This is a genomic window from Mesorhizobium sp. M0217 (assembly GCF_040321955.1).
In the GTDB taxonomy this organism is placed as follows: Bacteria; Pseudomonadota; Alphaproteobacteria; order Rhizobiales; family Rhizobiaceae; genus Mesorhizobium.
Genome location: NZ_JAMYSN010000017.1, coordinates 1 through 26,996 on the forward strand (window position 1 = coordinate 1; position 26,996 = coordinate 26,996).

The following is a 26,996-nucleotide window of genomic DNA, read 5'->3' on the forward strand; positions in this document are numbered from 1 at the left end:
CCAACCTTGCCAAGGCAGTAAGCCAGTGTCAGGCGCAACAGGTCGCTCGCCGACCTGACGCCGCGCGGGCGCAGGAACGCCTTCGTCTCGCGGGCGCTCTGCGTGAGCAAATCTTCGCCGCCGAGAAGCTCAATCGTCTCGGCCCAGCCGTCATCAACAAGCGATTCGTGTGTCATCGCAGTGTAGAATCACACCCGATTCCGCAGGGCAATACCTATCTTAGCGCCTATGCCCTTGTGGGGAGGTCGGACCGCAGGTCCGGGTGGGGGGCCTCGCGCCGACCCCAACCCCGCTGCTTCGCAGCGACCCTCCCCACAAGGGGGAGGGTAAGTGCGTCTAGCCCGCAGCCCGTGCCGGCTCATCCTGCTGGAACGCTGCCAGTGCAGCCTTCAGCCCGTCAGGTCCCTCAGCAATCGTCTGCGCCATCGGCGAAAACCCGGCCCCGAGCATCTTGCGGCCCAGCATATGGTCGCCCGGCCTGTTGACGGATTCGATGCCGAGCAGCCGGCTTCCAGCATAGTGGTAGATCGAGAACTTGTTCTCAGCGAGGTCGCCCAGCACGACATGGCTGTCGCCGCCCGAGGTCAGCCCGACCATCTGCAGTTTCATGTCGCCGATGTCAGACCAGAACCACGGCACCGCCGCATAGGCGTCCGTATGGCCGGTGATCGTGCGTGCGGCAAGCCGCGCCTGGTCGGTGGCGTTCTGCACTGATTCCAGCCGCACGTCGCCGCCGGTCGACCAGTGGCGGTAGGAAGCGGCGTCGCCGATGGCCAGAATATCAGGCACTGAGGTGCGCATCTGTTGGTCGACGCGGATGCCACTGGCGACAGTCAGTCCGGCAGCCTGAGCAAGTTCGACATTCGGCACGGCGCCGATGCCGACGATGACCATGCGCGCGGGCAGCCTTTCGCCGGTGGAGGTGATGGCGGCGCAGACATGGCCGTTTTCGCCTTCCAACCTGGCAATGGTGGTGCCGGTGAGGATACGCACGCCGATCGCCTCCAGCCGTTGACGGACATGGCTCGCCACCACCGGCGCCACGGCGCGGCCAAGCAGCCGGTCGACAGCCTCGACCAGGGTGACGTTGCGGCCGGCGGCCCTCAGCGTAGCCGCGATCTCCAGCCCGATGAAGCCGCCGCCGAGGATGACCACGTCTTCGCTTTGGGCGCTGAGCTGGCGGATCAGCCGCGCATCGGCGATCGAGCGCAGCGACAGCACGCCCGAGAGGTCGGCGCCCGGCAGCGGCAGGAGCCGCGGCCGCGAACCGGTGGCCAGGATGAGCCGGTCGAACGGCAGCACGCCGCCGCCTGCTATGTCCAGCTTGCGGCCTGCCGTATCGATGCTGTCGATTCGGACGCCCGGCCTGAAGTCGATGGCGCTGCCGGTGTAAAAGGCCTCGCCGCGCAAGGGTTGCGGCTTGGCATCGGCGTCCTTGATGAAGGTCTTCGACAGCGGTGGCTTGTGATAGGGCAGATCGGTTTCGTCGCCGATCAGGACGACAGGCCCGTCATAGCCTTCCTCGCGCAGGCTGGCGGCCGCTTGCACGCCCGCATGACCCGCACCGAGAATGACGACCCCGTTCTTCATCGCAAACCGAATTCCTGTTTCAAATCTGGAGCATGATGCCGAAAGTGTGAAGCGGTTTTCGGACGACATCATGCTTTGATTGTGAGCCGTTCCGCCAGATGGCGATTGTCTGCCGCCGTCGCAAGAGCCCCGGTCCGGGTCGCACCCGGAACGGTCGCTTGTCAATCGCGCCGTCTCTCATCTTGGCTGCTGGCTATACGATTTAAAGTTGACAGTCCTAGTTTAGAATAATTCTAAACTGTTGTTTCAATTGAATTTTCTAGGGTTCACCAGTTGACTTCCGGCCTCGCCATCGTTTTATGGAGGCTCGCGCGTCAGCGCATCCCTTTGATGTTTGGGCCTTGAACCCGTTCGATTGGAGGCATTTGGTGTCTTTCTCCCGTGAGTCGCAGAGCGGCGCGGCATCTGTGGTGTCCTACGGCATGCCTATGTCCCGGCACCGTTTGGCACGCGCGCCTTTTACCGAATCCCCTTTGAACTGGAGACTGATGATGACAGCGCGATATGGCGGCAGACTGGCTGCGATCGGTGCCACGGCTATGTTGACGGCGGCGGTTTTCATCCTGCCGGCCAAGGCGGCGGAGATCGATGCCAAGGCGGTCATCAAGACCTATTCCGACATCGCGCTGGCCAAGTACGAGGATTCGCTGACCACGGCGCAGGCGCTCGACAAGGCTGTCGACGCGCTGCTTGCCAACCCGTCGGCGGACACGCTGAATGCCGCCCGCGATGCCTGGAAGGCGTCGCGCGTGCCCTACCAGCAGACCGAGGTCTACCGCTTCGGCAACAAGATCGTCGACGACTGGGAAGGCAAGGTGAACTCCTGGCCGCTCGACGAAGGCCTGATCGACTACGTCGCCAAGAGCTACGGCACCGAGTCCGACGCCAACGCGCTCTACACCGCCAATGTCATCGCCAACAAGGACATCGAGATCGACGGCAAGAAGGTCGACGCCTCGAAGCTTTCGCCGGAGTTCCTCGCCGGCACGCTGCAGGAGGCCGGCGGCATCGAGGCCAATGTCGCCACCGGTTATCACGCCATCGAATTCCTGCTCTGGGGCCAGGATTTGCACGGCACCGGCCCGGGCGCCGGCGAGCGTCCGTACACCGACTACGACCTCAAGAACTGCACCGGCGGCAATTGCGATCGCCGGGCCGAGTATCTGAAGTCGGCCAGCGATCTTCTGGTCTCCGACCTGCAGGAGATGGTCGGCAACTGGAAGGAAGACGGCGCCGCCCGCAAGAACCTCGTCGATGGCCAGCCGAACACCGCTATCTCGGTGATCTTCAACGGCATGGGCTCGCTGTCCTACGGCGAACTGGCCGGGGAGCGCATGAAACTCGGCCTGCTGCTGCACGATCCCGAAGAGGAGCACGACTGCTTCTCGGATAATACCTACAACTCGCATCTCTATGACGCCATCGGCATCCGCGCCGCCTATCTCGCCAGCTACACGCGCATCGACGGCACCGTCGTTTCAGGCCCGTCGGTGCACGATGTGGTCAAGGCGGCCGATCCGGCGATCGACAAGGAACTGTCCGACAAGCTCGATGTCTCGGTCGCCAAGATGGAGGCGATCAAGGCGCGGGAAGTGGCCGGCGAGGCCTACGACCAGCAGATCGCCGAGGGCAACACCGAAGGCAATGCTACCGTGCAGGCGGCAATCGACGCGCTGGTCGACCAGACCAAGTCGATCGAACGCGCCGTCGGCGCGCTGAACCTGAACAACATAGCCTTCGAGGGGTCCGACAGCCTCGACGCACCGGACAAGGTGTTCAAGTAGCACCCCAACCAACTACCAGCCAAACGGCGCGGAGGGGCGCCGTCAGCCAGAGCCAATCCATGCTGATCTGCCATTGCAACATCATCACCGAAAAGGAGATTGAGCAGACGATCGTCGATCTGCTGGATCAGGACCCCTGGCAACTGATCGTGCCGGCGAAGGTCTATCACACGATGCAAAAGCGCGGTCGCTGTTGCGGCTGCTTCCCAAATGTGGTCGAAACGATCATTCGGGTCACCGAAAATTACCACACCCGTTCGGAGGCGAGCGGCGTGGACATCGTTTCACACCTGGATCGCGTCAGAGGCCTGCGCGTCCAATATGGGAGCAGAATCCATGAAAGGCGAACCGCAGATCATCGAGCGGCTTAACGAGGCTCTGTTCCTGGAGCTTGGCGCCGTCAATCAATACTGGGTGCATTTCCGCCTGCTCGAAGATTGGGGATATGCCAAGCTGGCAAAGAAGGAACGCGCCGAATCGATCGAGGAGATGCACCATGCCGACCGGCTGGTGGCCCGTATCATCTTCCTCGAAGGGCATCCCAATTTGCAGTCCGTGGCGCCGTTGCGCATCGGCCAGAACGTCAAGGAAGTGCTCGAATCCGATCTCGCCGGCGAATATGACGCACGCACCGCCTACAAGCGTTCGCGCGAGATCTGCAACGAAGCCGGCGACTACGTGACGATGAAGCTGTTCGAGGAATTGCTGGCGGATGAGGAAGGTCACATCGACTTCCTCGAGACGCAGCTCGACCTCCTTGCCTCGATCGGCGAGGAAAAATACGGCCAGCTCAACGCCGCATCGGCGGACGAGGCGGAATAGGACCATGCAGGAATGCGGCGCCCCATAGATATTCTGCGCCGCTTGCGGCGGGCCGCCGGCCCGCTGCTCCTCAAAAACCCGCGATATCAGGCCTTTCGCGGGCTTTCGGTTGTAACCCTGGCGGCAATTTTGGCCCCGGCCCTGGCCGGATCGTCGGAACCGGTCGGCCTCGCCACGAGCCGCACCGACCTGACGCCGAAGGACCAGGCCCGCGTCCTTGCAGTTACCAGGCCAACCCAGGATTTCTCCAAGCCCGAATCCTTCGAAACGATGCAAGGCGGCGCCGGCACGTCGCGCAAGCAGGTCGACCGCGACGCCTTCTCGCAACCCTCTGAAAACATTACCTTCGAGGAACAGGGCAATTTCAAGCTCGGCAATGCGCTTTTCCGCAAGAACTGGGTGTCGTCGCCATCCTCGACCCAGGCCTCGGACGGTCTCGGACCCCTGTTCAACGAGCGCGCCTGCCAGAATTGCCATTTGAAGGATGGCCGCGGCCGCCCGCCGGCCGCCGACAGCCGCACCACGTCGATGTTCCTGCGGCTGGCGCGCGATGCGAGCACGGCCGAGGAAAAAGCCGAGATTGCCGTGCACAAGGTGCTGAACTTCCCCGATCCGGTCTACGGCGCGCAGTTGCAGGAACTGGCGGTGCCCGGCCTCAAGGGCGAAGGCCGCATGTATGTCGATTATCGCAAGGAAAAGGTCACGCTCGGCGACGGTAGCATCGTTTCGCTGCGCAAGCCGAGCTATTCGCTCGACGGGCTTGGCTACGGCCCGCTTGACCCGCGCACCACGCTGTCGCCACGTCTGACCCCGCCCATGATCGGCCTTGGCCTGATCGAACAGATCGCGCCGGCCGACATCCTTGCCCATGCCGATCCCGACGACCGCGACGGCATTTCCGGCAAGCCCAACATGGTGCGTGACCTCAGCAGCGGGCAACTGACGCTTGGCCGCTTCGGTTGGAAGGCGCAGACCGCATCGATCCGCCAGCAGGCGGCGGACGCCTTTGCCGGCGATATCGGCATTTCGACGCCGGAAGAGCCCAGCCACTGGGGCGATTGCACCGCAGCCGAAGAGGCCTGCTTAGCCATGCCCAATGGCGTGCAGAAGCGGCTCGGCCCGGTCGAGGCGCCACCACCGGTGATGGACCTCGTCACCTTCTATTCACAGAACCTTGCGGTGCCGGCGCGGCGCGATGTCGGCGCACCCGCCGTGCTCGCCGGCAAGAAGCTGTTCTACGAGATGGGCTGCATTGCCTGCCATACGCCGAAATTCGTCACCATGCGCGGGAACAAGGCGCAGGCGTTCCAACTGATCTGGCCCTATTCCGACTTTCTGCTGCACGACATGGGGCCTGGCCTTGCCGACGGCCAGGCGGTGGGCGATGCCACGGGCAGTGAATGGCGCACCCCGCCGCTATGGGGCATCGGCCTGACAAAGACCGTCAACGGCAACGCTTTCTTCCTGCATGACGGGCGTGCGCGCACGCTTACCGAAGCGATCCTGTGGCATGGCGGCGAGGGGCAGAAGGCGCGCGATCGCTTTGCCGCCGCCAATACGGCCGACCGCGATGCTCTCATCAAATTCCTGGAGTCATTCTGATGCTCAAGCGGGTTTTGCCTGTTCTCCTCCTCCCATTGGCTCTGTTCGGTGCGTCCCCGGCATCGGCCTCGGTGAAAGCCTCCGACGTGATCCAAAGAGCGATCGACGGCTTTGTCCGCCCCGCCTATGCCAGCCTGCATGGCCATGCCGGCACCTTGGCGAAGGCCATGGACGCGCTCTGCCAGGCGCCGTCGCAGGGCAACCTCGATGCCGCGCATGCCGGATTCTCGGCCACGGTCGCAGCTTGGTCGTCGGCTGAAATCATCGGCTTCGGGCCAATCAAGGAGAACAACCGGCTGGAGCGCATGCTCTACTGGCCGGACCGAAAGAGCATCGGCCTGAAGCAGGTGCAGGCGGCGCTGGCCGGCAAGGATCCGACCGCCACCGATCCGGCGCAGCTGGCGGGCAAGAGTGTCGCGATGCAGGGATTAGGGGCGCTTGAGTTCGTGCTTTACGGCGACGGCGCCGAGACGCTCGTCGGCAAGGACGAGCCCTATCGCTGCGCCTATGGCGCGGCAGTCGCCAAGAACATCGAGACCATGGCGGCCGATGTCGACGCGGCCTGGAAAAAACCGGACGGTTTTGCAGCCTCGTGGGCTAATCCCGGACCCGACAATGCGCTTTACCGCGACGGCACCGAAGCGGTGACCGAACTGGTCGGCGTCTTCATCAACGAGCTGGAAATGGTCCGCGACGTGCGCCTCAAAGGTTTTTTCGGCGCCAAGCCGGAGGCTGACAAGCCAAGGCAGGCGATCTACTGGCGGTCGCAAAACACCGGCCTGTCATTAGCCGGCAACCTCTCCGGCATTGATGCGCTGTTCCAGGCCTCGAAGCTCGGCGACGCGCTGCCCGAGGATAGCAGATGGATGGCGGAATCCATCCATATCCAGCTCATCAATGGCGTTGCCACTGCCAAATCCATCCAGGGTCCGATCGACAAGACGCTGGCCGATCCCGCGGAGCGCGGAAAACTCGAGCATTTCGCGCTGATCACCTCCAGCCTGTCGGGCCTGATCGGAACCAGGCTGACCGCCGAGTTCGGCCTGACCGCCGGCTTCTCCTCGCTCGACGGAGACTGATCATGAGGACGCCGCTGATCGACCGCCGCGATTTTCTCAGGGCTGCCGGCGCCGGCTTCGTCGCGTCAATGGCGCCGCGGGCCTGGGCGGACACGCTTGCCGCCGATGCCGTCTTTGCCACCGCCTTCGGCAAGCGCGACGGCAGCTTTGGCGCCGCTGTGTTGTCGGAAGCCGGAAAAGTATTGCATGCGATCGACCTGCCCGACCGTGGCCACGACGTCACCTTCGATCCGGCCTCAAAGCGCTCCGTGGTCTTCGCCCGGCAACCCGGCACCTTCGCCGTGGTCTTCGACCATGCCGGCCGCGAGCCGCCGCTGACCATCGCCAGCATCACCGGTCGGCATTTCTTCGGCCACGGTGTGTTTTCCGCAGACGGCGCGCTGCTCTACGCCACCGAGAATGACTTCGACAATGCCGCCGGCGTCGTCGGGATCTACGACGCACGGGCCAAGTTCAGCCGCATCGGCGAGTTTCCGACCTATGGCATGGGGCCGCACGAGCTCTTGCTGCTCGGAGACGGCCGGACGATCGCCATCGCCAATGGCGGCATCGAGACCCATCCCGACTATGGCCGCGCCGAACTCAACATCGCGACGATGAAGCCGTCCTATGTACTGGTCGATCGCACAACCGGCGATCTCATCGAAAAGCACGAACTGCCGCCGGCTCTGCACCAGCTGTCGATTCGCCACATGGATGCCGACCCCACAGGCACCGTCTGGTTCGGCTGCCAGTATCGCGGGCCAGGCACCGATCGCCCGCTGCTAATCGGCCGCGCCACGCGCGGCAAGGGGCTGCAGCTGCTCGACATGCCGCAGGACGTGCTATCCGGCTTCCGGAACTACATCGGCTCGGTCGCCACCAACCCGATTGCCGGCACGGTCGCGGTGTCTTCGCCGGAAGGCAATTCGCTGGCCGTGATCGACGCCGCCAGCGGCAAGATCGTCGCCACCAAGGCGCTGGTCGAGGTCTGCGGCCTGGCGCCCGACGGCCCGGGCTTCATGGCAACCACGGGTGCCGGCGAAATCATCGAAGGCAGCGGCGCGACGCGCTCCGAGCCCGACTATGTCTGGGACAACCACATGCTGCGCATCGCGCCGGCGGCGTAAGTCGTCCGGCCTGCACCGAGCGAAGCCGCTTAACAATTTACGCGCTGGCTCTTGCGGCGGCGCGCCGTGGCGGGCAGAGGGAGACTGTTTTTCGAACCGGTCGCCCATGAAACTGCTCGCCATCGACTGTGCCGCCAATCTCTGCGCCGCTTGCGTCTATGACGCATCGGGCAGCAGAGAGCTCGGCCGCTCGGTACTCGATCTCGGCAAAGGCCACGCCGAACACCTGATGGCCGTCATTGACGAAGCGTTGAAAGCGGACGGCACCGATTATGCCGGCCTTGGCGCCGTTGCGGTCTCCATCGGTCCGGGTTCCTTCACCGGCCTGCGGGTGGGCGTCTCGGCGGCGCGCGGCCTGGCGCTGGCGCTGAAGATCCCGGCGATCGGGGTAACGACACTGGAGGCGCTGGCGGCCGAGGCGAGGGCGGCATTTCCGGGCCGCCCGATCCTGGCCGCTCTCGATGCAGGCCGCGAGGAGATCCATGCCGCGTTTTACGATGCGGAAGCGATTTTGCGCTATGGTCCGGCTGTGACCACACTTGCCCAAGCCGCGGGAATGGCGGCGGACAATCGTCCGGTGCTTGCCGGCACGGCCGCCGTGCAGATCGCAGCCGCGGCCGGTCGCGATTTCGATATCGGCCCGACGGCTGCCACCGCCGACATTGCCGTCTACGCCCGGCTCGCCGCTGCAAAAGGTGAGGGCGACAAGCCGAAGCCACTCTATCTGCGCGGCGCCGATGCCAAGCCGCAGGCCGGGTTCATCCTGTCGAGGCAGGAAAAGTGATGCGCATCCCTTTCCTCCAGCCGCGCCGCAGGGACTATGCGCTCGAGCCGCTGACCATCGCCGACAGCCCGGCAGCGTCGGTGCTGCATCGCGAGGATTTCGTCCGGCCCTGGACCGATGGCGAATTCGCCGCGTTGCTCCAACAGGAAACCGTGTTCGGCTATGCCGCGCGCGAAATCGGCCAGGGCGCCAAGCCGCCGGTCGGCTTCGTGCTGGCCAGGCTTGCAGCCGGCGAGGGCGAAATTCTGACCGTGGCGGTGGCGCGCTCGCATCGCCGCCAGGGGCTCGGCTGGCAGTTGATGGACGCGGTACTGCGCGAATTGCATGCGCAGCGCGCCGAGGCGCTGTTCCTTGAGGTCGACGAGACCAATGTCGCTGCCATCGCCCTTTACCGGCGGCTCGGCTTCCGCCAGGTCGGCCACCGCGCCAATTATTACCGCTCGACCGAACATGGTCCTACCGGCGCGCTTGTCATGCGCCGCGATCTTCGCTAGCCAAAGTTTTGGGGCAGGGCCAAGCTGCATGATCGGAAAAATCAGGATTTTCCTGGCGCTGAGCCTCGTTGTCGTCGGTTCGCTGGTCCTTGTGCCTTTGCAGCTGCTGTCGATGAAGACCGGAATCTGGCGCGAGACGGTCATTCTGAAGGTCTGGCACAGCCTCATCGTCCGGACGCTCGGCCTGCGCATCCATGTCAAAGGCGCACTGTCCAGTCAGCGCCCGCTGCTGGTCGCCTCGAACCATATCTCCTGGACCGACATCATGGTGCTCGGCTCTTTTGCCGATGTCACCTTCATCGCCCGGGCGGACATGGAGGGATGGCCGCTGATCGGCTGGCTGTCGAAACTGCAGCGTACGGTCTTCATCGAACGCGAGCGCAAGCGGACAGCTGGCGACCAGGCCAGCGAGATCGCCAGCCGCATGGCCAAGGGCGACGCCATGGTGCTGTTTGCCGAGGGCTCTACCGGCGACGGCAACACCATCCTGCCGTTCAAGAGCACCTTGTTCGGCGCCGCCTCGATGGCGATTTCGGAAGGCGCGGCCGAGCAGGTCTTCATCCAGCCGCTGGCGATTGCCTACACGCGGGTGCACGGCGTGCCTCTCGGCCGCCGCCACCGGCCGCTCGCTGCCTGGATCGGCGATCAGGACCTGATGCCGCATCTCAAGGTGCTGATGGCCGAAGGCGCCATTGACGTCGAGGTGCATTTCGGCGAGCCCATCGCCTTTTCCAAGGGCTCGAACCGCAAGGAAACGTCGAGGCTGATGGAAAGCCAGGTGCGCGCCATGATGCAGGCCGCGCTCGCCGATCCCCGTCCGAGCCGCTAGCGCAGGCCGGGCGCCTACAGGCCGATGCCCGAGAATCGTCTGTTTTTTGTCACGAAAAGGCGTTAGAAGCCGCCGGATGGATTTGAACACGATAGAGCGGAACGAAACCGACAGCGCCTCGCAAAGCGCTGCTGCGGCGTCCGCCCCGGCCAAAAAGGTCTTCGTCAAGACCTATGGCTGCCAGATGAATGTCTATGACTCACAGCGCATGACCGATGCGCTGGCCGCCGACGGCTACACCGCGACCGATGTCATCGCCGACGCCGACCTGGTGCTGCTCAACACCTGCCATATCAGGGAGAAGGCGGCGGAAAAGGTCTATTCTGAGCTCGGCCGCATCCGCGACATGAAGGCTGAACGCGCAGCAGTTGGGCGCGAAATGCTGATCGGCGTCGCCGGTTGCGTCGCGCAGGCCGAAGGCGCGGAAATCATCCGCCGTTCGCCTGCTGTCGATCTGGTCATCGGCCCGCAGACCTATCACCGGCTGCCCGATGTGCTGGCCCGGGTGCGTGGCGGCGAGAAGATCGTCGAGACCGAATACGCCATCGAGGACAAGTTCGAGCATCTGCCGAAGCCGAAGCGTGCCGAAATGATCAAGCGCGGCGTCACCGCCTTCCTCACGGTACAGGAAGGCTGCGACAAATTCTGCACCTTCTGCGTCGTGCCCTATACCAGGGGCTCGGAAGTGTCGCGGCCGGTGGCGCAGATCGTCGCCGAAGCCGAGCGGCTGGCCGATGCCGGTGTGCGCGAGGTGACGCTGCTGGGGCAGAACGTCAATGCATGGCACGGCAAGGGTGAGGATGGCATGGAATGGGGGCTTGGTCGCCTGCTGTTCCGGCTGGCCGAAATTCCTGGCCTGGCGCGGCTGCGCTACACCACCAGCCATCCGCGCGACATGGACGACGAATTGATCGCTGCCCATCGCGATCTCCCGGCTTTGATGCCTTATCTGCACCTGCCGGTGCAATCCGGGTCAGACCGCATCCTCAAGGCGATGAACCGCAGGCACACGGCCAAGGACTATCTGGCGCTGCTCGAGCGCATCCGCGCTGCACGCGGCGACATCGCGCTGTCCGGTGACTTCATCGTCGGCTTCCCCGGTGAAACCGAGGCGGATTTCGAGGCCACGATGGGTCTGGTGCGCCAGGTGAACTACGCCTCGGCCTTCTCGTTCAAATATTCGCCGCGTCCCGGCACGCCGGGCGCCGATATGCCCGATCACGTGCCGGAAGCGGTCAAGGATGAACGTTTGCAACAGCTGCAGGCATTGTTGCTCAAGCAGCAGCAGGATTTCGGCCTGGGCCTGGTCGGCAGCACCATCGACACGCTGATCGAGAAGCCCGGCCGTCAGGCCGGCCAGAAGGTCGGCCGCTCGCCCTGGCTGCAGCCGGTTATTGTTGATGAAAAGGCCGGCGAAATCGGTGACATTATCCGGGTGCGAATCACGAAGACGGGCTACAATAGCCTGTTCGCCGAGTTGGCTTGATGGCCTCGGCAGATGAGGAGAGACGGTTGAGCGCTGCTGAAGTGAAGACTCTGCCCCAGAACCAGATATCCGGGGCCTCTGACATGGCGCACATCGTTCTGACTTTCGACAACAACAAGCTTGCCAGCGCCCTGTACGGTCAGTTCGACGAGAATTTGGCCCGGCTTGAGCAGAAGCTCGGCGTCGACATCCGCTCGCGCGGCAACCAGTTGACCATCAAGGGCTCGGCCTCGGCGGCCGAGCAGGCGCGCCGCGCGCTCGACAATCTCTACGGCATTCTCCAGAAGGGCACCGATATCGGCCAGTCCGACGTCGATGGCGCCGTGCGCATGGCGATTGCCGCCGACGACCAGCTGACGCTGCCGACGCTGGAACGCAAGGGCAAGGTCTCGGCCGCCCAGATCTCCACCCGCAAGAAGACGATCTATGCCCGTTCGCTCAATCAGGACGCCTATATGCGGGCGCTGGAGCGTTCGGAACTTGTCTTCGGCATTGGCCCGGCCGGCACCGGCAAGACCTATCTGGCGGTGGCGCATGCGGCGATGCTGCTCGAACGCGGCATGGTCGAGCGCATCATCCTGTCACGGCCGGCGGTCGAGGCCGGCGAGCGGCTGGGTTTTCTGCCCGGCGATATGAAGGAAAAGGTCGATCCGTACCTGCGGCCCCTCTATGACGCGCTCTACGACATGATGCCGGCCGACAAGGTCGAACGTGCTATCGCTGCCGAGGTCATCGAAATCGCGCCGCTGGCCTTCATGCGCGGCCGCACGCTGGCGCATGCCGCCGTCATCCTCGACGAGGCGCAGAACACCACGCCGATGCAGATGAAGATGTTTTTGACCCGCCTCGGCGAGAATTCGCGCATGATCGTCACCGGCGATCCGACGCAGATCGATCTGCCTCCAAGCACCAAGTCGGGCCTCGTCGAAGCCTTGCGTGTCCTTGACGGCGTGGCCGGCGCGGTAACCGTGCGCTTCAACGATGTCGACGTTGTGCGCCACCCGCTGGTGGCCGAAATCGTCAGGGCCTATGACCGCGACGCCAAGCTGGCGCGGGGCCTCGGCGCCGAGAGCTGATGTGACGATGCGGGCTCATGCCTGAAGACATAAGACCTGGCGGCGGGGATAGTTCGGTTCCCGTCGAGATCGATATGTCGGTCGGGGCCGGCGACTGGCCCGATGAGGCGGCGCTGACGCGTCTGGTCAATCGCGCCGTGTCGGCTGCCTTTGCCGAAACCGCTGCTGCCGGTCCTTCCGAACTCAGCATCGTCTTTTCCGACGATGCCCATATCCGTACCCTCAATGCCGGCTGGCGCGGCAAGGACAAGGCGACCAACGTCTTGTCTTTCCCTGCTTTTCCGTTCCCCAGGGGTGGCAAGCTGCCGCCCATGCTGGGTGACATCGTGCTGGCCGCCGAGACGGTGGCGCGCGAAGCAGCCCTGGAAGACAAGCCCTTCGAGAACCATATCACCCATCTCGTCATCCACGGCCTGCTGCATTTGCTGGGCTACGATCACGAGACCGATGCAGAGGCCGAGGAGATGGAAGCCATCGAGCGCTCAGCGCTCGCAAGGCTTGCCATTCCCGATCCCTACACGTAATGACAAAAGACCAATTGACCGGACGACGATGAACGACAAACCAGAAACTGCCGCCCGCCCCGAGGCTGGCAGTGCGACAAAGCCTTCCGATACGACGGAAGAGGGATCGAGTCCGAGTCCCAGTTCCGGCAGCCCCGCTTCTGGTAGTATTGCCAGCGAGCCATCGCCTGCCGGTCCGTCCCTGTTCGACCGCGTCTTGGGCCTTTTCAGGCAGCGGAACGGCACCAGCCTGCGCGAGGAAATCGCCGGCGCGCTTGCCGAAACGACCAGCGATGCCGGGTCTTTCTCGCCCGGCGAACGCGCCATGCTCAACAACATATTGCGCCTGCGCGAGGTACGCGTCGAGGACGTCATGGTGCCGCGCGCCGATATTGAGGCCGTCGAGATCACCACGACGTTGGGCGATCTGCTCGGTCTGTTCGAGCAGTCCGGCCATTCCCGCATGCCGGTCTATTCCGAGACGCTCGACGATCCGCGCGGCATGGTTCACATCCGCGACGTGCTGGCCCACATCACCAACGTCGCCCGGGTCAAGAAGGGCAGAACATCCAGGAAGACGCCGGCAACGACGCTTCTCGACCTCGCCCAGGTCGATCTCGGCCGCACCATCGGCGACCTCAATCTGATCCGCCCGGTGCTGTTCGTGCCGCCCTCGATGCTTGCCTCCGACCTGATGGGCCATATGCAGACGACGCGAACCCAGATGGCGCTGGTCATCGACGAATATGGCGGCACCGATGGTCTCGCCTCGCTGGAAGACATCGTCGAGATGGTCGTCGGCGATATCGAGGACGAGCATGACGAGGACGAGCCGCTGATCACCCAGACCGGCGAGGGCGTGTTCGTCGTCGACGGCAAGGCCGAGATCGACGAGGTCGCCAAGATGATCGGCGAGGACTTTACCGCCGGTGAGCATGGTGAATATGTCGACACGATCGGCGGCATGATTTTCAACACGCTCGGTCGCGTGCCGGCGCGTGGTGAGGTTGTGCAAGCCATCCCCGGCTTCGAATTCCACGTGCTCGACGCCGATCCGCGCCGCGTCAAGCGGGTGCGCATCGTCCAGAACCAGAAGGGCGAGCGTCGCCGCCGCGTGACCGCCCCCCGCACCGAGCAGGCCTAGGACAGAACGTTGCCCGGCCGATGACGATCGACGATCCCTTCAAGCACTCAACCTTTGGCTCGGGTGTCTTCTACAAGGACCCGCGAGCCGCATTGAAATGGCTCGAAACGGCCTTCGGCTTCGAGCCGAGCATGGTGGTCAGCGATGCCGACGGACGGCTGGTCCATGCCGAAATGCGCTTTGGCGACGGCTACATCATCGTCGATTCCGAATGGGCCGATCATATTGCCAGTCCGGTAAGCGTCGGCGGCAAGAACACTCAGTCGGTCTGTGTGCGTCTGAAAGACGGCCTGGACGTGCATTGTGGGCGGGCAATGGCGGCTGGAGCCCAAATCGTCGAGGAGCCTGCCGACCATTTCTACGGCGAACGGCAGTATCGGGCACGCGACCCCGAAGGCCATGTCTGGACCTTCTCCCAGACCTTGCGCACCGTGCCGCGCGAGGAGGCCGAGCACCTGAGCGGGCTACCCATCGAGGGATGGCACCGATAGCGCAGCGATCGGCCGGTTCGCGTTTCAATAAATCTGATAAATCTTGGCTCTTGATTCGCGCGACCTGGGAAGTCTGTATGGAGCGCCTTGCCGGCCGGATAATTCTGCTTTGGGGCTGGCGGCGCGCGCTGGTGGCGTTTCTTGCCGGGGCGCTGGCGGTGCTCGCCCAGGCGCCTTACGATTTCTTCGCCGTCTGTTTCGTCTCGTTTCCACTGCTGGTCTGGCTCCTCGACGGCGCCACCGGCGAGGCTTCCGACGGCTGGCTCAGGCGCCTGCGGCCGGCTTTTGCCATCGGCTGGTGGTTCGGCTTCGGCTATTTCCTCGCCGGCCTATGGTGGATCGGCGAGGCGCTTCTGGTCGAGGCCGACAGTTTCGCCTGGGCCTTACCCTTCGCGGTCGTAGGCATTCCTTTGGCGCTGGCATTTTTCTACGGCTTCGCCACCGTCGTCGCGCGGCTGTTATGGACCAACGATATTGGCCGCGTTGCCGCCCTTGCCTTTGCTTTTGGCCTGACGGAATGGCTGCGCGGCTTCCTGTTCACCGGCTTTCCCTGGAATGCCGTCGGTTACGCGGCGATGCCCGTGCCGCTGTTGATGCAAAGCGTGTCGGTGACCGGCATGGTCGGCATGAACGCGCTGGCGGTCTTTGTCTTCGCCATGCCGGCCTTGCTTGCAGCACGCCGGCATGTCCGTCTCGGTGTGGTCCTGCTTGCCATTCTCGTCGCCGCTCATGCCGGCTTCGGCTATGTCAGGCTCGCGACCCCCGACAAGCCGGCAACCCGCACTCTCGATGTCCGCATCGTGCAACCGGATGTCGACCTCAGCGAAAAATGGGACGCCTCGGTGCGCGACCGCATCTTCGCCACCATGATGGGCCTGTCGGTCGCAGCGCCCGATCCCGGTCATGACAAACCGCAGTTGATCCTGTGGCCGGAGACCTCGGTACCCTTCCTGTTCACCGAGCGTCCGGACGCGCTGACCGCGCTCGGCGACATGCTGCAGCCTGGTCAGATGCTGATTGCCGGCGTAGTGCGCGAGGAGCGCGGATCGGGGGCGGATTCCGACAGCCGCTACTACAATTCGGTGGTGGCGATCGACGACAAGGGCGAAATCGCTGATGCCGTCGACAAGGTCCATCTGGTGCCGTTCGGCGAGTATCTGCCGTTTTCCGGTCTGCTCAGCCGCTTCGGCATCGGACAACTCGTCGCCGGGCCGATGAACTTCGCCGCCGGCAACGAGCGCCATCCGATCGCTCTGCCCGGCGGCATCAGCGCCTTGCCGTTTATTTGCTACGAGGTGATCTTTCCTGATCTGGTGGCTGTTGACGCCACGTCATCCCAGCTTATTGTAAACGTCACCAACGACGCATGGTTCGGCGACACGCCCGGGCCGTACCAGCATTTCAGGCAGGCTCAGATTCGCGCGGTGGAAAACGGATTGCCGTTGTTGCGCGCCGCCAACAACGGCATTTCCGCCGTTGTCGATACGCGGGGACGCATCGTCGACGCATTGGCGGTCGATGCACGTGGCGCCATCGACGTGCGGGTGCCGATCTCCGGCCAAGCCTTCATCTCCGCCGCGGGGCGGCGCATTAACGGAATGCTGATCATGTTGGTGTTTGCCGCAATCGCCCTCAGCTTGAACGTAAGGCAACGGCTACGGGTGAATTGACAGTCGACACATTAGAAACTCATACTGTTACCGCCTAATTTTCTCGAAGTCGGTTGGTGTTTCTGTTGGGGCAGTTGGCTCCGGCTTCGTTTGGGCGAGAAAAATAGAAAAGGCCGGAAAAATTCGGCGAGGAAAAAATGACAGAAGAAAACAAGAAGAAACCGAATCCGATCGACATCCATGTCGGAAGTCGCGTCCGCCTTCGGCGCAATATGCTTGGAATGAGCCAGGAAAAGCTTGGTGAAAATCTCGGTATTACGTTTCAGCAGATCCAAAAATATGAAAAAGGAACGAACCGCGTCGGCGCCAGCCGTCTGCAGGCAATAGCCTCGATACTCAGCGTGCCTGTCGCCTTCTTTTTCGAGGATGCGCCAGGGCAGGAGCCGGTGGGTAATAGAGGATTTGCCGAGGACACTTCGATGGCTTTCGCCGTCGAATTCTGCGGCAGTCCGGAAGGGCTTCAGCTCAACCGCGCGTTCGTCAAGATCGCGGATGTAAAGGTGCGCCGCCGGATTATCGACCTTGTGAAGTCCCTTTCTGCCGAAGATGCCGAGTGATTCGGTGGGTCGATTGACCCATTGGCCCCAGTAATCCCCTGGGCCCGAGTAGCCCAGAGGCTCGACTGCCGGCGGCGCCAAGCCGCCGGTGGTACAAGATATATTGCTGCGACACTCATCCCAGAACCGCGGCACCGCTTGACGAGCGGCGCCCGGCACCGTTAACACGTGGCGCGCCAAAATCGGCAGCCCTGCCGATCGTTTTTTCAAGAGGGGACACCCGTGACGCGGCAGAACTACTTCTTCACCTCGGAATCCGTGGCCGAGGGTCATCCGGATAAAGTCTGTGACCGCATCTCGGACGAGATCGTCGATCTGGTCTATCGCGAGGCCAAGAAGACCGGCATGGACCCGTGGAAAGTCCGCGTCGCCTGCGAGACGCTCGCCACCACCAACCGCGTCGTCATCGCCGGCGAAGTAAGGGTTCCCGATACTCTGCTGAAGCGGGACAAAGCCGGCAACATCCTCAAGGACGCCGCCGGGCATTCGGTCGTCAACCCGGCCAAGTTCAAGTCGGTCGCCCGCAAGGCGATCCGCGAAATCGGCTACGAGCAGGCCGGCTTCCACTGGAAGACGGCAAAGATCGAGGTTCTGCTGCACGGCCAGTCGCCCGACATCGGCCAGGGCGTCGACAGCGCCGCCGACCGCCAGGGCGAAGAGGGTGCCGGCGACCAGGGCATCATGTTCGGCTATGCCTGCCGCGAGACCCCGGATCTGATGCCGGCGCCGATCTATTACAGCCACAAGATTCTCGAACTGCTCGCCGCTGCCCGTCACGAAAACAACGGCGAAGCCGGCAAGCTCGGACCCGACGCCAAGAGCCAGGTCACCGTTCGCTATGTCGATGGCAAAGCCGCCGAAGCGACGCAGATCGTGCTGTCGACGCAGCATCTCGACGCGACCTGGGATTCCAAGAAGGTCCGCAAGGTCGTTGAGCCTTACATCCGTGAGGCGCTCGGCGACCTCAAGATCGCCGACGATTGCATGTGGTACATCAACCCGACGGGCAAGTTCGTCATCGGTGGACCGGACGGCGACGCCGGCCTGACCGGCCGCAAGATCATCGTCGACACCTACGGTGGTGCTGCCCCGCACGGCGGCGGCGCCTTCTCCGGCAAGGACACCACCAAGGTCGACCGCTCTGCCGCCTATGCGGCGCGCTATCTCGCCAAAAATGTAGTGGCGGCCAAGCTCGCCGACCGCTGCACCATCCAGCTGTCCTACGCCATCGGCGTTGCCCAGCCGCTGTCGGTCTATGTCGACCTGCACGGCACCGGCAAGGTCGACGAGGCCAAGCTCGAGGAAGCGCTGCGCACGGTGATGGATTTGTCGCCATCCGGCATCCGCAGGCATCTCGACCTCAACAAGCCGATCTACGCAAAGACCTCGTCCTACGGCCATTTCGGCCGCAAGGCCGGCCGAGACGGGTCCTTCTCCTGGGAAAAGACCGATCTGGCCAAGGCGCTCAAGGACGCGATCGCTGCTTAGGCATGATTCCAAAAAGTGGGTACCGGTTTTTTGGAAAAGATCATGCTCCAACAAAGGATTAGATTGAGATGAGATTTCAGCCAAATCTCATCTCAATCCCAAATCTCATCTCAATCTAAGCGCGGCGCGCGACCAGGCCATGGATCCACAGGACAGGCGGAGCCGGGCGACCGAAGGGTTCTTCGGCCGCCGGCACGGCAAGACCATTCGCCCGCAGCAGGCGGCGGCGCTGGAAAGCGGTCTTGGGGCCTATGGCCTCGACCTCTCCGTCCAGGCACCGGCAGAATTGCGCGCGCTATTCTCAGCGGATGTTTCAACGGTTCGGCTGGAAATCGGCTTCGGCGGCGGTGAGCATCTGCTGCACCGTGCCACGGAGGCACCGGCGACCGGCTTCATCGGTGTCGAGCCGTTCGTCAACGGCATGGCCAAGCTGATGATGGCGGTGCGGGAAAAGCCGCTTGCCAATCTTCGCGTTTATGACGACGACGCCACGCGCCTGCTCGATTGGTTGCCGCAGGCGTCGCTCGACGGCATCGATCTGCTCTACCCCGATCCCTGGCCGAAGAAAAAGCACTGGAAGCGGCGTTTTGTCAGCCCGCTCAACCTCGATCGGTTCGCGCGCGTGCTGAAGCCGGGCGGAAAATTCCGCTTCGCATCCGACATCGACACCTATGTGAACTGGACCTTGTTGCACTGTCGGGCGCATGGCGGGCTCCTCTGGCAGGTGCAAGATGGGGCCGACTGGCATCGGCCCTATGAAGGCTGGCCGGGCACACGCTACGAGGCAAAAGCCATTCGCGAGGGCCGACGGCCGGCCTATCTCACCTTCATCAGAAAATAGTTCGATGCGGGAAAGTGTCCCGCATCGACAGCCGGTCTGGCTTCAGAAACGGCCGATCTTGCCGAAAGCGGTCGGGTCCATGCCGAGCCGGCGCAGATCGTTGGCGCGCGGCTTGCGGCCGGCTTCGACGGCCCGCGAGGCGGCAACGGCGCTGCCGAACAGGGCAAAGGCGTCGCCTATGGCGGAAAACACGGTACGGTTGCTCACTGTCTTGACCTTTCGCGCGCCACCGCGCGCTCATCTTTGATTTGTGCAGTGCAACATAGATAGGGATGTGAAATCCGGGATCACAGGGCCGTTACCGCATAGCCGGCATGCGCCGCGCGCAATCCTGCCAGCCGTCCCCGGCTGCACTCTGCCCGGCCCGTCAACAGACTTGAAACACCGGCCGGGATCGTCTATATCAGCCTCAAATTCTTGGTCGGTATGACGAAGAGTGGGTCCACCCGGTCCCGCTCTTTTTTATTACCTGCCGGTCAGCCATCAGCAAAGAGATGGTTCGGGACGACGATCATCCTGATCCAGAGAACGACAGGAACCGCATGACTGCAACGGCAAGCGAAGCCGACGACCGCATCATCCGCGAAAGCGGTATCGATGCGCGCATCGCGCTGATCGTTCAGCCGGTGTTGCGAGGCATTGGCTTCCGCCTCGTGCGGGTGCATCTGTCGGGCCAGAACGGCCTGACGCTGCAGATCATGGCCGAACGCGAGGACGGCACCATGACCGTCGAGGATTGCGAAGAGGTCAGCCGCGCTGTGTCGCCGGCGCTCGACGTCGATGACCCGATCGAGAAGGCCTATCATCTCGAAGTGTCGTCGCCGGGCATCGACCGGCCGCTGGTACGCAAGTCGGATTTCGTCACCTGGACCGGCCATCTGGTGAAGATGGAAACCTCGGTGCCGGTCGCCGACCGCAAGCGCTTCAAGGGCAAGATCGCCGAAGCCGGCGAAGACGACATGCTGCTCGAGCGCGACAAGGCCGCCTACGGCGAAGAGCCGACGGTTCGCATTCCTTATGACGCGATCGCCGATGTGCGGCTGATCCTCACCGACGACCTTATTCGCGATGCCCTTTCGAAGGACAACCGGGAACGCAAGGAAGCCAAGAAACGCCGCGGCGAAGCTGATGATGCACCCGAAGGTGCTGAAGGCGGCGCGGAAGACGAAATCGAACAGGAACTATGATGAGCGGCCGGGCCTAAAAGCTCGGCAACAAGCTCGGGAGAAATAAGATGGTTGTAAGCGCCAACAGACTTGAACTGCTGCAGATCGCCGACGCGGTGGCGCGTGAAAAGTCGATCGACAAGTCGATCGTCATTGCCGCCATGGCTGATGCGATCCAGAAGGCCGCGCGCTCGCGCTACGGCCAGGAAACCAACATCCGCGCCGACATCAACGCCAACACCGGCGAGATGAAGCTGCAGCGGCTGATGGAAGTGGTCGAGAAGGTCGACGACTACGCCACCCAGATCGCCATTTCCTCGGCCCGCGAGCGCAATCCGGACGCCCAGCTTGGCGACTTCATCGCCGAACAGCTGCCGCCAATGGATTTCGGCCGCATCGCCGCCCAGTCAGCCAAGCAGGTCATCGTGCAGAAAGTGCGCGAGGCCGAGCGCGACCGCCAGTATGACGAATACAAGGACCGCATCGGCGAGATCGTCAACGGCACCGTCAAGCGCGTCGAATATGGCAACGTCATCGTCGATCTCGGCCGTGGCGAGGCGATTATCCGCCGCGACGAGCTGATCCCGCGTGAAAACTACAAGTACGGCGACCGCGTCCGCGCCTATGTCTACGACGTGCGCCGCGAACAGCGCGGCCCGCAGATATTCCTGTCGCGCACCCATCCGCAGTTCATGGCCAAGCTCTTCACCATGGAAGTGCCGGAAATCTATGACGGCATCATCGAGATCAAGTCGGTCGCCCGCGACCCAGGCTCGCGCGCTAAGATCGCCGTCATTTCGCGTGACTCGTCGATCGATCCGGTCGGCGCCTGCGTCGGTATGCGCGGCAGCCGCGTCCAGGCCGTGGTCGGCGAATTGCAGGGCGAAAAGATCGACATCATTCCGTGGTCGCCTTCGGCCGCCTCCTTCATCGTCAACGCGCTGCAGCCGGCGGAAGTCGCCAAGGTGGTGCTCGACGAGGATGCCGAGCGCATCGAAGTGGTGGTTCCCGACGACCAGCTGTCGCTGGCCATCGGCCGTCGCGGCCAGAACGTGCGTCTTGCCTCGCAGCTCACCGGCTGGGACATCGACATCCTGACCGAGGCCGAGGAGTCTGAGCGCCGCCAGAAGGAATTCGTCGAACGCTCGTCGCTGTTCATGGAAGCCCTTGATGTCGACGAGATGGTCGGCCAGGTGTTGGCCTCCGAAGGCTTCACCAGCGTCGAGGAAGTTGCCTACGTCGATTCGGGCGAGATCGCCTCGATCGACGGTTTCGACGAAGACACCGCTTCGGAGATCCAGACCCGCGCCCGCGAATATCTGGAGAAGATCGAAGCCGAGCATGACGACAAGCGCAAGGCGCTGGGCGTCACCGACGAACTGCGCGAGATCCCTGGGGTCACCACCGCCATGATGGTGACGCTCGGCGAGGATGGCGTGAAGACGATCGAGGATTTCGCCGGCTATGCCGCCGACGACCTGACCGGCTGGAAGGAACGCAAGGACGGCGAGACCAAGGTATTCCCGGGTGTGCTCGCCAATCACGGCGTGTCGCGCGCCGACGCCGAGCAGATGGTTCTGGCAGCCCGCCTCAAGGCCGGCTGGATCACCGAAGACGAGCTTGCAGCCGAACAGGTCCCGGCTGACGAAGCCGTTGGTGCGTGAGGTGAAACCGCATCGCACACAACCCGCCCCAGGACGAGATGAACGATCGCACCTGCATCGTCACGCGCAAGCAAGCCGAGCCGGATGAGCTGATCCGTTTCGTCGTCGGCCCGGATTCGGCCGTCGTTCCTGACCTGAAGAGAAATCTGCCCGGCCGTGGTTGTTGGGTGAGCGCCGACCGCCTACATATCGACAAGGCGGCGGCGAAGAACCTGTTTGCCCGCGCCTTCAAGGCGCAGGTCGTCGTGCCGCCCGATCTCGGCGGCATGGTCGACGGACTGCTTGCACGATCCGCTTTGGGTATGCTTGGCCTTGCCCGCAAGGCTGGCTCGATCGCACTCGGCGCAACCAAGGTCGAGAGCGCGGTGCGCTCGGGGTTGGCGCTTTTCGTGCTCCACGCGAGCGAGGCATCCGACGATGGCGTGCGCAAGATCAGTCAGGCGCGGCGGGCAACTGTCCACCTCGGCGGGCCTGCAGTCCTTGCCTACAAACTTTTCTCCGAGGCCGAGTTGAGCTTGGCATTGGGGGGTACAAATGTGATACATGCTGCCGTTCTCGCGGGAGACGCGGGCAAGGCGGTTGAGAGGCGCATGGTTGCGCTCGACCGATATCGGGGCGGAACCCCCGACGATCTGGCAATGCTTGCGGCCGTTGCTGACGAAGATGATGCTGCAGAGGATATGGAATGAGCGATACGAAATCGGGCGACGATAAGACGTTGAGTGTTACACCGAAGAAGACCTTGACGCTGAAGCGCCCCGGTACCGAGCAGAGCGTCGTGCGACAGAATTTCTCGCATGGCCGCACCAAGCAGGTCCAGGTCGAGATCAAGAAGCGCAAATTCTCCATGCCCGGCGACAAGCCGGAGCCGGTGGCTGCACCCGTATTTACGCCCAAGCCCGCGGTAGTGGCAGCCCCCGTCGTGCAGGAAGCGCCCAAGGCGCCGCCTCCGCCCCCGGCCGAACGCGGCGGCATGGTGCTGAACGAACTGTCGCGCAATGAAATGGAAGCGCGCCGCAGGGCGCTCGAAGGCTCCAAGGTTCGCGACGTCGAGGACCGCCAACGCGCCATCGAAGAGGCCAAGCGCCGCAACGAGGATGAGGAACGCCGCAAGCGCGAGCGCGAGGAATCCGCGCGCCGTCAGGCCGAGGAAGAAGCCCGCCTGCAGACCGAGGCCGAGTCCCGCCGCCGCGCCGAGGAAGAAGCGCGCCGCCGCGCGCCGCAGGCTGCCGAGCTTGTGGCATCGGACGACGAGGAAGAGGTCAAGCCGAAGCGCACCGCCGCCGGCGCCCCGGTACGCCGTCCGGTTACGCCCGAAGTGGCGCGCCCGGCCAAGCCGACCAAGGCCGAGGAAGACCGTCGTCGCGGCAAGCTGACCCTCAACACGGCGCTTTCCGACGAGGACGCGCGCGCCCGCTCGCTGTCGTCGATGCGTCGCCGCCAGGAAAAATTCAAGCGCGCGATGCATAATGAGCCGCGCGAGAAGGTTATGCGCGAAGTGATCCTGCCTGAAACCATCACCATCCAGGAACTGGCGCAGCGCATGTCCGAGCGCGCTGTCGATGTGGTCAAGTACTTCATGAAGCAGGGCCAGATCCTGAAGCCGGGCGACATCATCGACGCCGACACGGCCGAGCTGGTCGCCACCGAATTCGGCCACACGGTCCGCCGCGTCGCCGAGTCCGACATCGAGGAAGGCCTGTTCAACATTGCCGACAATCCCGAGGACCTGGTGTCGCGGCCGCCTGTCGTGACCATCATGGGCCATGTCGACCACGGCAAGACCTCGCTGCTCGACGCCATCCGCAATGCCAATGTCGTCTCCGGCGAAGCCGGCGGCATCACCCAGCATATCGGCGCCTACCAGGTCGAGAAGAACGGTCAGAAGATCACCTTCATCGACACGCCCGGTCACGCCGCCTTCACGGCGATGCGCGCCCGCGGCGCTCAGGCGACCGACATCGCCATCCTGGTGGTGGCGGCCGACGACAGCGTCATGCCGCAGACCATCGAATCGATCAGCCATGCCAAGGCGGCCGGCGTTCCGATCATCGTGGCGATCAACAAGATCGACAAGCATGATGCCGATCCGCAGAAGGTGCGGTCGGAACTGCTGCGCCATGAGGTGTTCGTCGAATCGATGGGCGGTGAAGTGCTGGACGTCGAAGTGTCGGCGACCAAGGGCACCAACCTCGACAAGCTGCTCGAGGCGATCCTGCTGCAGGCCGAAATCCTCGACCTCAAGGCCAATCCGGACCGTACCGCCGAGGGCGTGGTCATCGAAGCCCAGCTCGACAAGGGCCGTGGCCCCGTCGCCACCGTACTGGTGCAGACCGGCACTTTGATGCCGGGCGACATCCTCGTCGCCGGCAACGAATGGGGCCGGGTGCGCGCGCTGGTCAACGACCGTGGCGAGCAGATCAAGGAGGCGCCGCCGGCAATGCCGGTCGAGGTGCTCGGCCTGCAAGGCACGCCGCAAGCCGGCGACCGCTTCGCTGTCGTCAACAACGAGGCCCGCGCCCGCGAGATCACCGAATATCGCCAGCGTCTGGCGCGCGAGAAGGCAGTGGCTCGCCATGCCGGCCAGCGCGGCTCGCTTGAACAGATGATGTCGCAGTTGCAGACGAGCGGGTTGAAGGAATTCCCGCTGGTCATCAAGGGCGACGTGCAGGGTTCGATCGAGGCGATCAACGCCGCTCTCGACAAGCTTGGCACCGACGAGGTGCGTGCGCGCATCGTTCATGCCGGCGCCGGCGCCATCACCGAAAGCGACGTGTCGCTGGCGGAGACCTCGGGGGCCGCGATCATCGGCTTCAACGTCCGTGCCAACGTGCAGGCACGTGCGGCCGCGGCGGCCGCGGGCATCGAAATCCGCTACTACTCGATCATCTACAACCTTGTCGATGATGTGAAGGCAGCACTTTCCGGCTTGCTGTCGCCGGAACGCCGCGAGACCTTCATCGGCAATGCCGAGATCCTCGAGATCTTCGACATCACCAAGGTCGGCAAGATCGCCGGCTGCCGTGTCACCGAAGGCAAGGTCGAGCGTGGAGCGGGCGTGCGCCTGATCCGCGACAACGTCGTCATCCATGAAGGCACGCTGAAGACCCTCAAGCGCTTCAAGGACGAAGTCGCGGAAGTTCCGGGCGGCCAGGAGTGCGGCATGGCCTTCCAGAACTACGAGGACATGCGCGTTGGCGACATCATCGAGTGCTTCCGCGTCGAGATGGTGACCCGGACGCTCTGAGTTCGTATACTGTCGATACGACCGGGCGGTGGTCGAAAGACCGCCGCCCTAACTTTAATGCCTGTCGCCCAAAAGTGCGGGATAAACGACATGCATAGAAACAAGTATGAGACATGCGGCACGGTCCCATCCCGCGCCTCACGCTTTCCGGATTGAGAAAAATGCCCCGTCCAACCGCCTCCAGCCCATCCCAGCGCATGCTTCGCGTCGCCGAACAGGTGCGCCATGCGCTGTCGGAAACCTTGCAGCGCGGCGAGATTATCGACCCGCTGATCGAGAACACCGTGGTTTCGGTCTCGGAAGTGCGCATGTCGACTGATCTGAGGGTCGCAACGGCCTTCGTTTCGCCGCTCGGCGCCAAGGACACGGGTGCGGTCATCGACGCGCTCAACAAGCATGCGAAGTTCGTCCGTGGCCGCGTCTCCGGCGCGCTCCGCCAGATGAAGTTCATGCCGGAGTTCCGCTTCAAGCTCGATACGTCCTTCGACAATTTCGCCAGGATCAACGATTTGCTGAAATCGCCCGAAGTCGCGCGAGACTTGGGTGCCGATGGCGAAGACAACGACAAGGACGAGAAATAGTGGGGCGCCGCGGCAAGAAGAAGGGCCGGCCGATCTCCGGCTGGGTGGTGCTGGACAAGCCGGTTGGCATGGGTTCGACCGAAGCCGTCTCCAAGATCAAATGGCTTTTCCAGGCCGAAAAGGCCGGCCATGCCGGCACGCTCGACCCGCTGGCCTCTGGCATGCTGCCGATCGCGCTCGGCGAGGCAACCAAGACCGTGCCTTATGTACAGGACGGCGCCAAGATCTACCGGTTCACCGTCGCCTGGGGCGAGGAGCGTTCGACCGACGATCTCGAAGGCCCGGTGACGCAAAGTTCCGACCGCCGTCCGGCGGAAAACGACGTCAGGGCGCTGCTGCCGAACTACACCGGCGTCATCATGCAGACACCGCCGCAATTCTCGGCCATCAAGATATCAGGCGAACGCGCCTACGATCTCGCCCGTGGGGGCGAGGCGGTCGACATCCCCGCGCGCGAGATCGAGATCGGCCGTCTGGACATCGTCGAGCACGCTGCCGACCACACTTTGTTCGAGGTCGAATGCGGCAAGGGCACCTATGTGCGCTCGCTGGCCCGCGACATGGGCCGCGACCTCGGCTGCTTCGGTCATATCGCCGAATTGCGCCGGGTCGAGGTCGAGCCGTTCACCCAGGAGGATTTCGTCACCCTCGCCGAACTGGAAGTCGCCCGTTTCGGCGAACAGCGCGAAGCTGACGGAGAGGGCGACGCCGATGTTGCCGATGCGCCGATCGACTTTGGCGCCATCGATGCGCTGCTTGTCGACACGGCCGCCGCGCTCGACTGCCTGCCCCAGATCGCCATCAGCGACGAAGCGGCGACCAAGATCCGCCTTGGCAATCCCGTCATCATCCGCGGCCGCGACGCGCCCGTGGAAGCCGAGGAAGCCTGCGCCACCGCGCGCGGCAAGCTTGTCGCCATCGGCGCCATCGAGCAAGGCATGTTCAAGCCGAAGCGGGTCTTTGCCGGCTGACCACTCTCGTCTAGTCTT

At 63.6% G+C, this 26,996-nt stretch carries 26 protein-coding genes; 24 read left to right on the forward strand and 2 right to left on the reverse strand.

Translation table 11 applies throughout. The annotated features are described in order from the left end of the window. Positions 1–336: 336 nt before the first annotated feature. On the reverse strand, positions 337–1,590 hold the full coding sequence (locus NKJ18_RS23165; protein WP_352759838.1) for an NAD(P)/FAD-dependent oxidoreductase: 1,254 nt from the start codon (positions 1,588–1,590) through the stop codon (positions 337–339). Positions 1,591–2,081: 491 nt separating this feature from the next. Between NKJ18_RS23165 and NKJ18_RS23170 the strand changes: the two genes are divergently transcribed. The 18 genes from NKJ18_RS23170 to trmB all read left to right on the forward strand — a co-directional run bounded on the left by NKJ18_RS23170 (position 2,082) and on the right by trmB (position 19,349). Further along, positions 2,082–3,374, forward strand: a complete 1,293-nt coding sequence (locus NKJ18_RS23170; RefSeq protein ID WP_352759916.1) for an imelysin family protein — start codon at positions 2,082–2,084, stop codon at positions 3,372–3,374. A 59-nt stretch (positions 3,375–3,433) separates the two neighbouring features. Next, positions 3,434–3,745 carry a (2Fe-2S)-binding protein gene (locus NKJ18_RS23175; RefSeq protein ID WP_023669536.1) on the forward strand — a complete coding sequence of 104 codons (312 nt, stop codon included), beginning with the start codon at positions 3,434–3,436 and terminating at the stop codon, positions 3,743–3,745. Beyond that, entirely contained in the window at positions 3,711–4,196 is a 486-nt protein-coding gene (gene bfr, locus NKJ18_RS23180; protein ID WP_023669537.1) for a bacterioferritin, read from the forward strand. Before NKJ18_RS23175 ends, bfr begins: the two co-directional genes overlap by 35 nt. 12 nt (positions 4,197–4,208) lie before the next feature. Further along, complete coding sequence (locus NKJ18_RS23185) at positions 4,209–5,798, forward strand: di-heme oxidoreductase family protein (protein WP_023692590.1); 1,590 nt, start codon at positions 4,209–4,211, stop codon at positions 5,796–5,798. Next, positions 5,798–6,877 (forward strand): imelysin family protein, encoded by a 1,080-nt coding sequence (locus NKJ18_RS23190; RefSeq protein WP_023692589.1) that lies wholly within the window; start codon positions 5,798–5,800, stop codon positions 6,875–6,877. Before NKJ18_RS23185 ends, NKJ18_RS23190 begins: the two co-directional genes overlap by 1 nt. 2 nt (positions 6,878–6,879) lie before the next feature. Further along, positions 6,880–7,986, forward strand: coding sequence for a DUF1513 domain-containing protein (locus NKJ18_RS23195; protein WP_352759841.1), 1,107 nt, complete (start codon positions 6,880–6,882; stop codon positions 7,984–7,986). Positions 7,987–8,092: 106 nt separating this feature from the next. After that, positions 8,093–8,770, forward strand: a complete 678-nt coding sequence (tsaB, locus tag NKJ18_RS23200; protein WP_352759843.1) for a tRNA (adenosine(37)-N6)-threonylcarbamoyltransferase complex dimerization subunit type 1 TsaB — start codon at positions 8,093–8,095, stop codon at positions 8,768–8,770. Further along, the gene (gene rimI / locus NKJ18_RS23205; protein ID WP_352459199.1) at positions 8,770–9,264 is read left to right on the forward strand and encodes a ribosomal protein S18-alanine N-acetyltransferase; all 495 of its coding nucleotides are present in this window, start codon (positions 8,770–8,772) and stop codon (positions 9,262–9,264) included. The genes tsaB and rimI overlap by 1 nt, the downstream gene beginning before the upstream one ends. 28 nt (positions 9,265–9,292) lie before the next feature. Continuing rightward, positions 9,293–10,093: a lyso-ornithine lipid O-acyltransferase gene (gene olsA / locus NKJ18_RS23210; RefSeq protein WP_023745264.1), complete on the forward strand. Its 801-nt coding sequence runs from the start codon at positions 9,293–9,295 to the stop codon at positions 10,091–10,093. A 76-nt stretch (positions 10,094–10,169) separates the two neighbouring features. Continuing rightward, complete coding sequence (miaB, locus tag NKJ18_RS23215; protein ID WP_023834328.1) at positions 10,170–11,579, forward strand: tRNA (N6-isopentenyl adenosine(37)-C2)-methylthiotransferase MiaB; 1,410 nt, start codon at positions 10,170–10,172, stop codon at positions 11,577–11,579. Positions 11,580–11,662: 83 nt separating this feature from the next. Beyond that, positions 11,663–12,655, forward strand: a complete 993-nt coding sequence (locus NKJ18_RS23220; RefSeq protein ID WP_027049340.1) for a PhoH family protein — start codon at positions 11,663–11,665, stop codon at positions 12,653–12,655. 17 nt (positions 12,656–12,672) lie between these two features. After that, complete coding sequence (gene ybeY / locus NKJ18_RS23225) at positions 12,673–13,179, forward strand: rRNA maturation RNase YbeY (protein WP_023692587.1); 507 nt, start codon at positions 12,673–12,675, stop codon at positions 13,177–13,179. Between the two features lie 28 nt (positions 13,180–13,207). After that, complete coding sequence (locus NKJ18_RS23230) at positions 13,208–14,302, forward strand: hemolysin family protein (protein WP_352759847.1); 1,095 nt, start codon at positions 13,208–13,210, stop codon at positions 14,300–14,302. 20 nt (positions 14,303–14,322) lie between these two features. After that, entirely contained in the window at positions 14,323–14,793 is a 471-nt protein-coding gene (locus NKJ18_RS23235) for a VOC family protein (RefSeq protein WP_023831939.1), read from the forward strand. 77 nt (positions 14,794–14,870) lie between these two features. Next, complete coding sequence (gene lnt, locus NKJ18_RS23240; RefSeq protein ID WP_023831940.1) at positions 14,871–16,463, forward strand: apolipoprotein N-acyltransferase; 1,593 nt, start codon at positions 14,871–14,873, stop codon at positions 16,461–16,463. A gap of 137 nt (positions 16,464–16,600) precedes the next feature. Continuing rightward, a complete protein-coding gene (locus NKJ18_RS23245) occupies positions 16,601–17,020 on the forward strand; it encodes a helix-turn-helix domain-containing protein (RefSeq protein ID WP_023669550.1) in 420 nt (139 codons plus the stop codon). Between the two features lie 222 nt (positions 17,021–17,242). Further along, positions 17,243–18,508: a methionine adenosyltransferase gene (gene metK, locus NKJ18_RS23250; protein WP_023826825.1), complete on the forward strand. Its 1,266-nt coding sequence runs from the start codon at positions 17,243–17,245 to the stop codon at positions 18,506–18,508. A 139-nt stretch (positions 18,509–18,647) separates the two neighbouring features. Beyond that, the gene (gene trmB, locus NKJ18_RS23255; RefSeq protein WP_023699459.1) at positions 18,648–19,349 is read left to right on the forward strand and encodes a tRNA (guanine(46)-N(7))-methyltransferase TrmB; all 702 of its coding nucleotides are present in this window, start codon (positions 18,648–18,650) and stop codon (positions 19,347–19,349) included. 42 nt (positions 19,350–19,391) lie between these two features. Here the strand turns inward: trmB and NKJ18_RS23260 are convergent, their stop codons facing one another. Continuing rightward, the gene (locus tag NKJ18_RS23260) at positions 19,392–19,556 is read right to left on the reverse strand and encodes a hypothetical protein (protein WP_023669553.1); all 165 of its coding nucleotides are present in this window, start codon (positions 19,554–19,556) and stop codon (positions 19,392–19,394) included. Between the two features lie 335 nt (positions 19,557–19,891). On the opposite strand from NKJ18_RS23260, the gene rimP reads away from it, so the two are divergent. From rimP to truB, 6 genes are all read left to right on the forward strand, one after another. Further along, positions 19,892–20,536 (forward strand): ribosome maturation factor RimP, encoded by a 645-nt coding sequence (gene rimP / locus NKJ18_RS23265; protein WP_023669554.1) that lies wholly within the window; start codon positions 19,892–19,894, stop codon positions 20,534–20,536. Positions 20,537–20,583: 47 nt separating this feature from the next. Further along, the gene (gene nusA, locus NKJ18_RS23270; RefSeq protein ID WP_023669555.1) at positions 20,584–22,179 is read left to right on the forward strand and encodes a transcription termination factor NusA; all 1,596 of its coding nucleotides are present in this window, start codon (positions 20,584–20,586) and stop codon (positions 22,177–22,179) included. A 38-nt stretch (positions 22,180–22,217) separates the two neighbouring features. Then, entirely contained in the window at positions 22,218–22,868 is a 651-nt protein-coding gene (locus NKJ18_RS23275; protein ID WP_023755160.1) for an RNA-binding protein, read from the forward strand. Next, positions 22,865–25,426 carry a translation initiation factor IF-2 gene (gene infB / locus NKJ18_RS23280; RefSeq protein ID WP_023755159.1) on the forward strand — a complete coding sequence of 854 codons (2,562 nt, stop codon included), beginning with the start codon at positions 22,865–22,867 and terminating at the stop codon, positions 25,424–25,426. Before NKJ18_RS23275 ends, infB begins: the two co-directional genes overlap by 4 nt. A gap of 161 nt (positions 25,427–25,587) precedes the next feature. Beyond that, entirely contained in the window at positions 25,588–26,007 is a 420-nt protein-coding gene (rbfA, locus tag NKJ18_RS23285; protein ID WP_023669558.1) for a 30S ribosome-binding factor RbfA, read from the forward strand. Further along, positions 26,007–26,978 carry a tRNA pseudouridine(55) synthase TruB gene (truB, locus tag NKJ18_RS23290; RefSeq protein WP_023821531.1) on the forward strand — a complete coding sequence of 324 codons (972 nt, stop codon included), beginning with the start codon at positions 26,007–26,009 and terminating at the stop codon, positions 26,976–26,978. Before rbfA ends, truB begins: the two co-directional genes overlap by 1 nt. The last annotated feature ends 18 nt before the right edge of the window (positions 26,979–26,996 follow it).

Bases quoted from the DNA above. Each gene is read 5' to 3' on its own strand.
- NKJ18_RS23165 (WP_352759838.1), bottom strand. From the start codon at position 1,590: ATGAAGAACGGGGTCGTCATTCTCGGTGCGGGTCATGCGGGCGTGCAA.
- NKJ18_RS23170 (WP_352759916.1), top strand. From the start codon at position 2,082: ATGACAGCGCGATATGGCGGCAGACTGGCTGCGATCGGTGCCACGGCT.
- NKJ18_RS23175 (WP_023669536.1), top strand. From the start codon at position 3,434: ATGCTGATCTGCCATTGCAACATCATCACCGAAAAGGAGATTGAGCAG.
- bfr (WP_023669537.1), top strand. From the start codon at position 3,711: ATGAAAGGCGAACCGCAGATCATCGAGCGGCTTAACGAGGCTCTGTTC.
- NKJ18_RS23185 (WP_023692590.1), top strand. From the start codon at position 4,209: ATGCGGCGCCCCATAGATATTCTGCGCCGCTTGCGGCGGGCCGCCGGC.
- NKJ18_RS23190 (WP_023692589.1), top strand. From the start codon at position 5,798: ATGCTCAAGCGGGTTTTGCCTGTTCTCCTCCTCCCATTGGCTCTGTTC.
- NKJ18_RS23195 (WP_352759841.1), top strand. From the start codon at position 6,880: ATGAGGACGCCGCTGATCGACCGCCGCGATTTTCTCAGGGCTGCCGGC.
- tsaB (WP_352759843.1), top strand. From the start codon at position 8,093: ATGAAACTGCTCGCCATCGACTGTGCCGCCAATCTCTGCGCCGCTTGC.
- rimI (WP_352459199.1), top strand. From the start codon at position 8,770: ATGCGCATCCCTTTCCTCCAGCCGCGCCGCAGGGACTATGCGCTCGAG.
- olsA (WP_023745264.1), top strand. From the start codon at position 9,293: ATGATCGGAAAAATCAGGATTTTCCTGGCGCTGAGCCTCGTTGTCGTC.
- miaB (WP_023834328.1), top strand. From the start codon at position 10,170: ATGGATTTGAACACGATAGAGCGGAACGAAACCGACAGCGCCTCGCAA.
- NKJ18_RS23220 (WP_027049340.1), top strand. From the start codon at position 11,663: ATGGCGCACATCGTTCTGACTTTCGACAACAACAAGCTTGCCAGCGCC.
- ybeY (WP_023692587.1), top strand. From the start codon at position 12,673: ATGCCTGAAGACATAAGACCTGGCGGCGGGGATAGTTCGGTTCCCGTC.
- NKJ18_RS23230 (WP_352759847.1), top strand. From the start codon at position 13,208: ATGAACGACAAACCAGAAACTGCCGCCCGCCCCGAGGCTGGCAGTGCG.
- NKJ18_RS23235 (WP_023831939.1), top strand. From the start codon at position 14,323: ATGACGATCGACGATCCCTTCAAGCACTCAACCTTTGGCTCGGGTGTC.
- lnt (WP_023831940.1), top strand. From the start codon at position 14,871: ATGGAGCGCCTTGCCGGCCGGATAATTCTGCTTTGGGGCTGGCGGCGC.
- NKJ18_RS23245 (WP_023669550.1), top strand. From the start codon at position 16,601: ATGACAGAAGAAAACAAGAAGAAACCGAATCCGATCGACATCCATGTC.
- trmB (WP_023699459.1), top strand. From the start codon at position 18,648: ATGGATCCACAGGACAGGCGGAGCCGGGCGACCGAAGGGTTCTTCGGC.
- rimP (WP_023669554.1), top strand. From the start codon at position 19,892: ATGACTGCAACGGCAAGCGAAGCCGACGACCGCATCATCCGCGAAAGC.
- nusA (WP_023669555.1), top strand. From the start codon at position 20,584: ATGGTTGTAAGCGCCAACAGACTTGAACTGCTGCAGATCGCCGACGCG.
- NKJ18_RS23275 (WP_023755160.1), top strand. From the start codon at position 22,218: ATGAACGATCGCACCTGCATCGTCACGCGCAAGCAAGCCGAGCCGGAT.
- infB (WP_023755159.1), top strand. From the start codon at position 22,865: ATGAGCGATACGAAATCGGGCGACGATAAGACGTTGAGTGTTACACCG.
- rbfA (WP_023669558.1), top strand. From the start codon at position 25,588: ATGCCCCGTCCAACCGCCTCCAGCCCATCCCAGCGCATGCTTCGCGTC.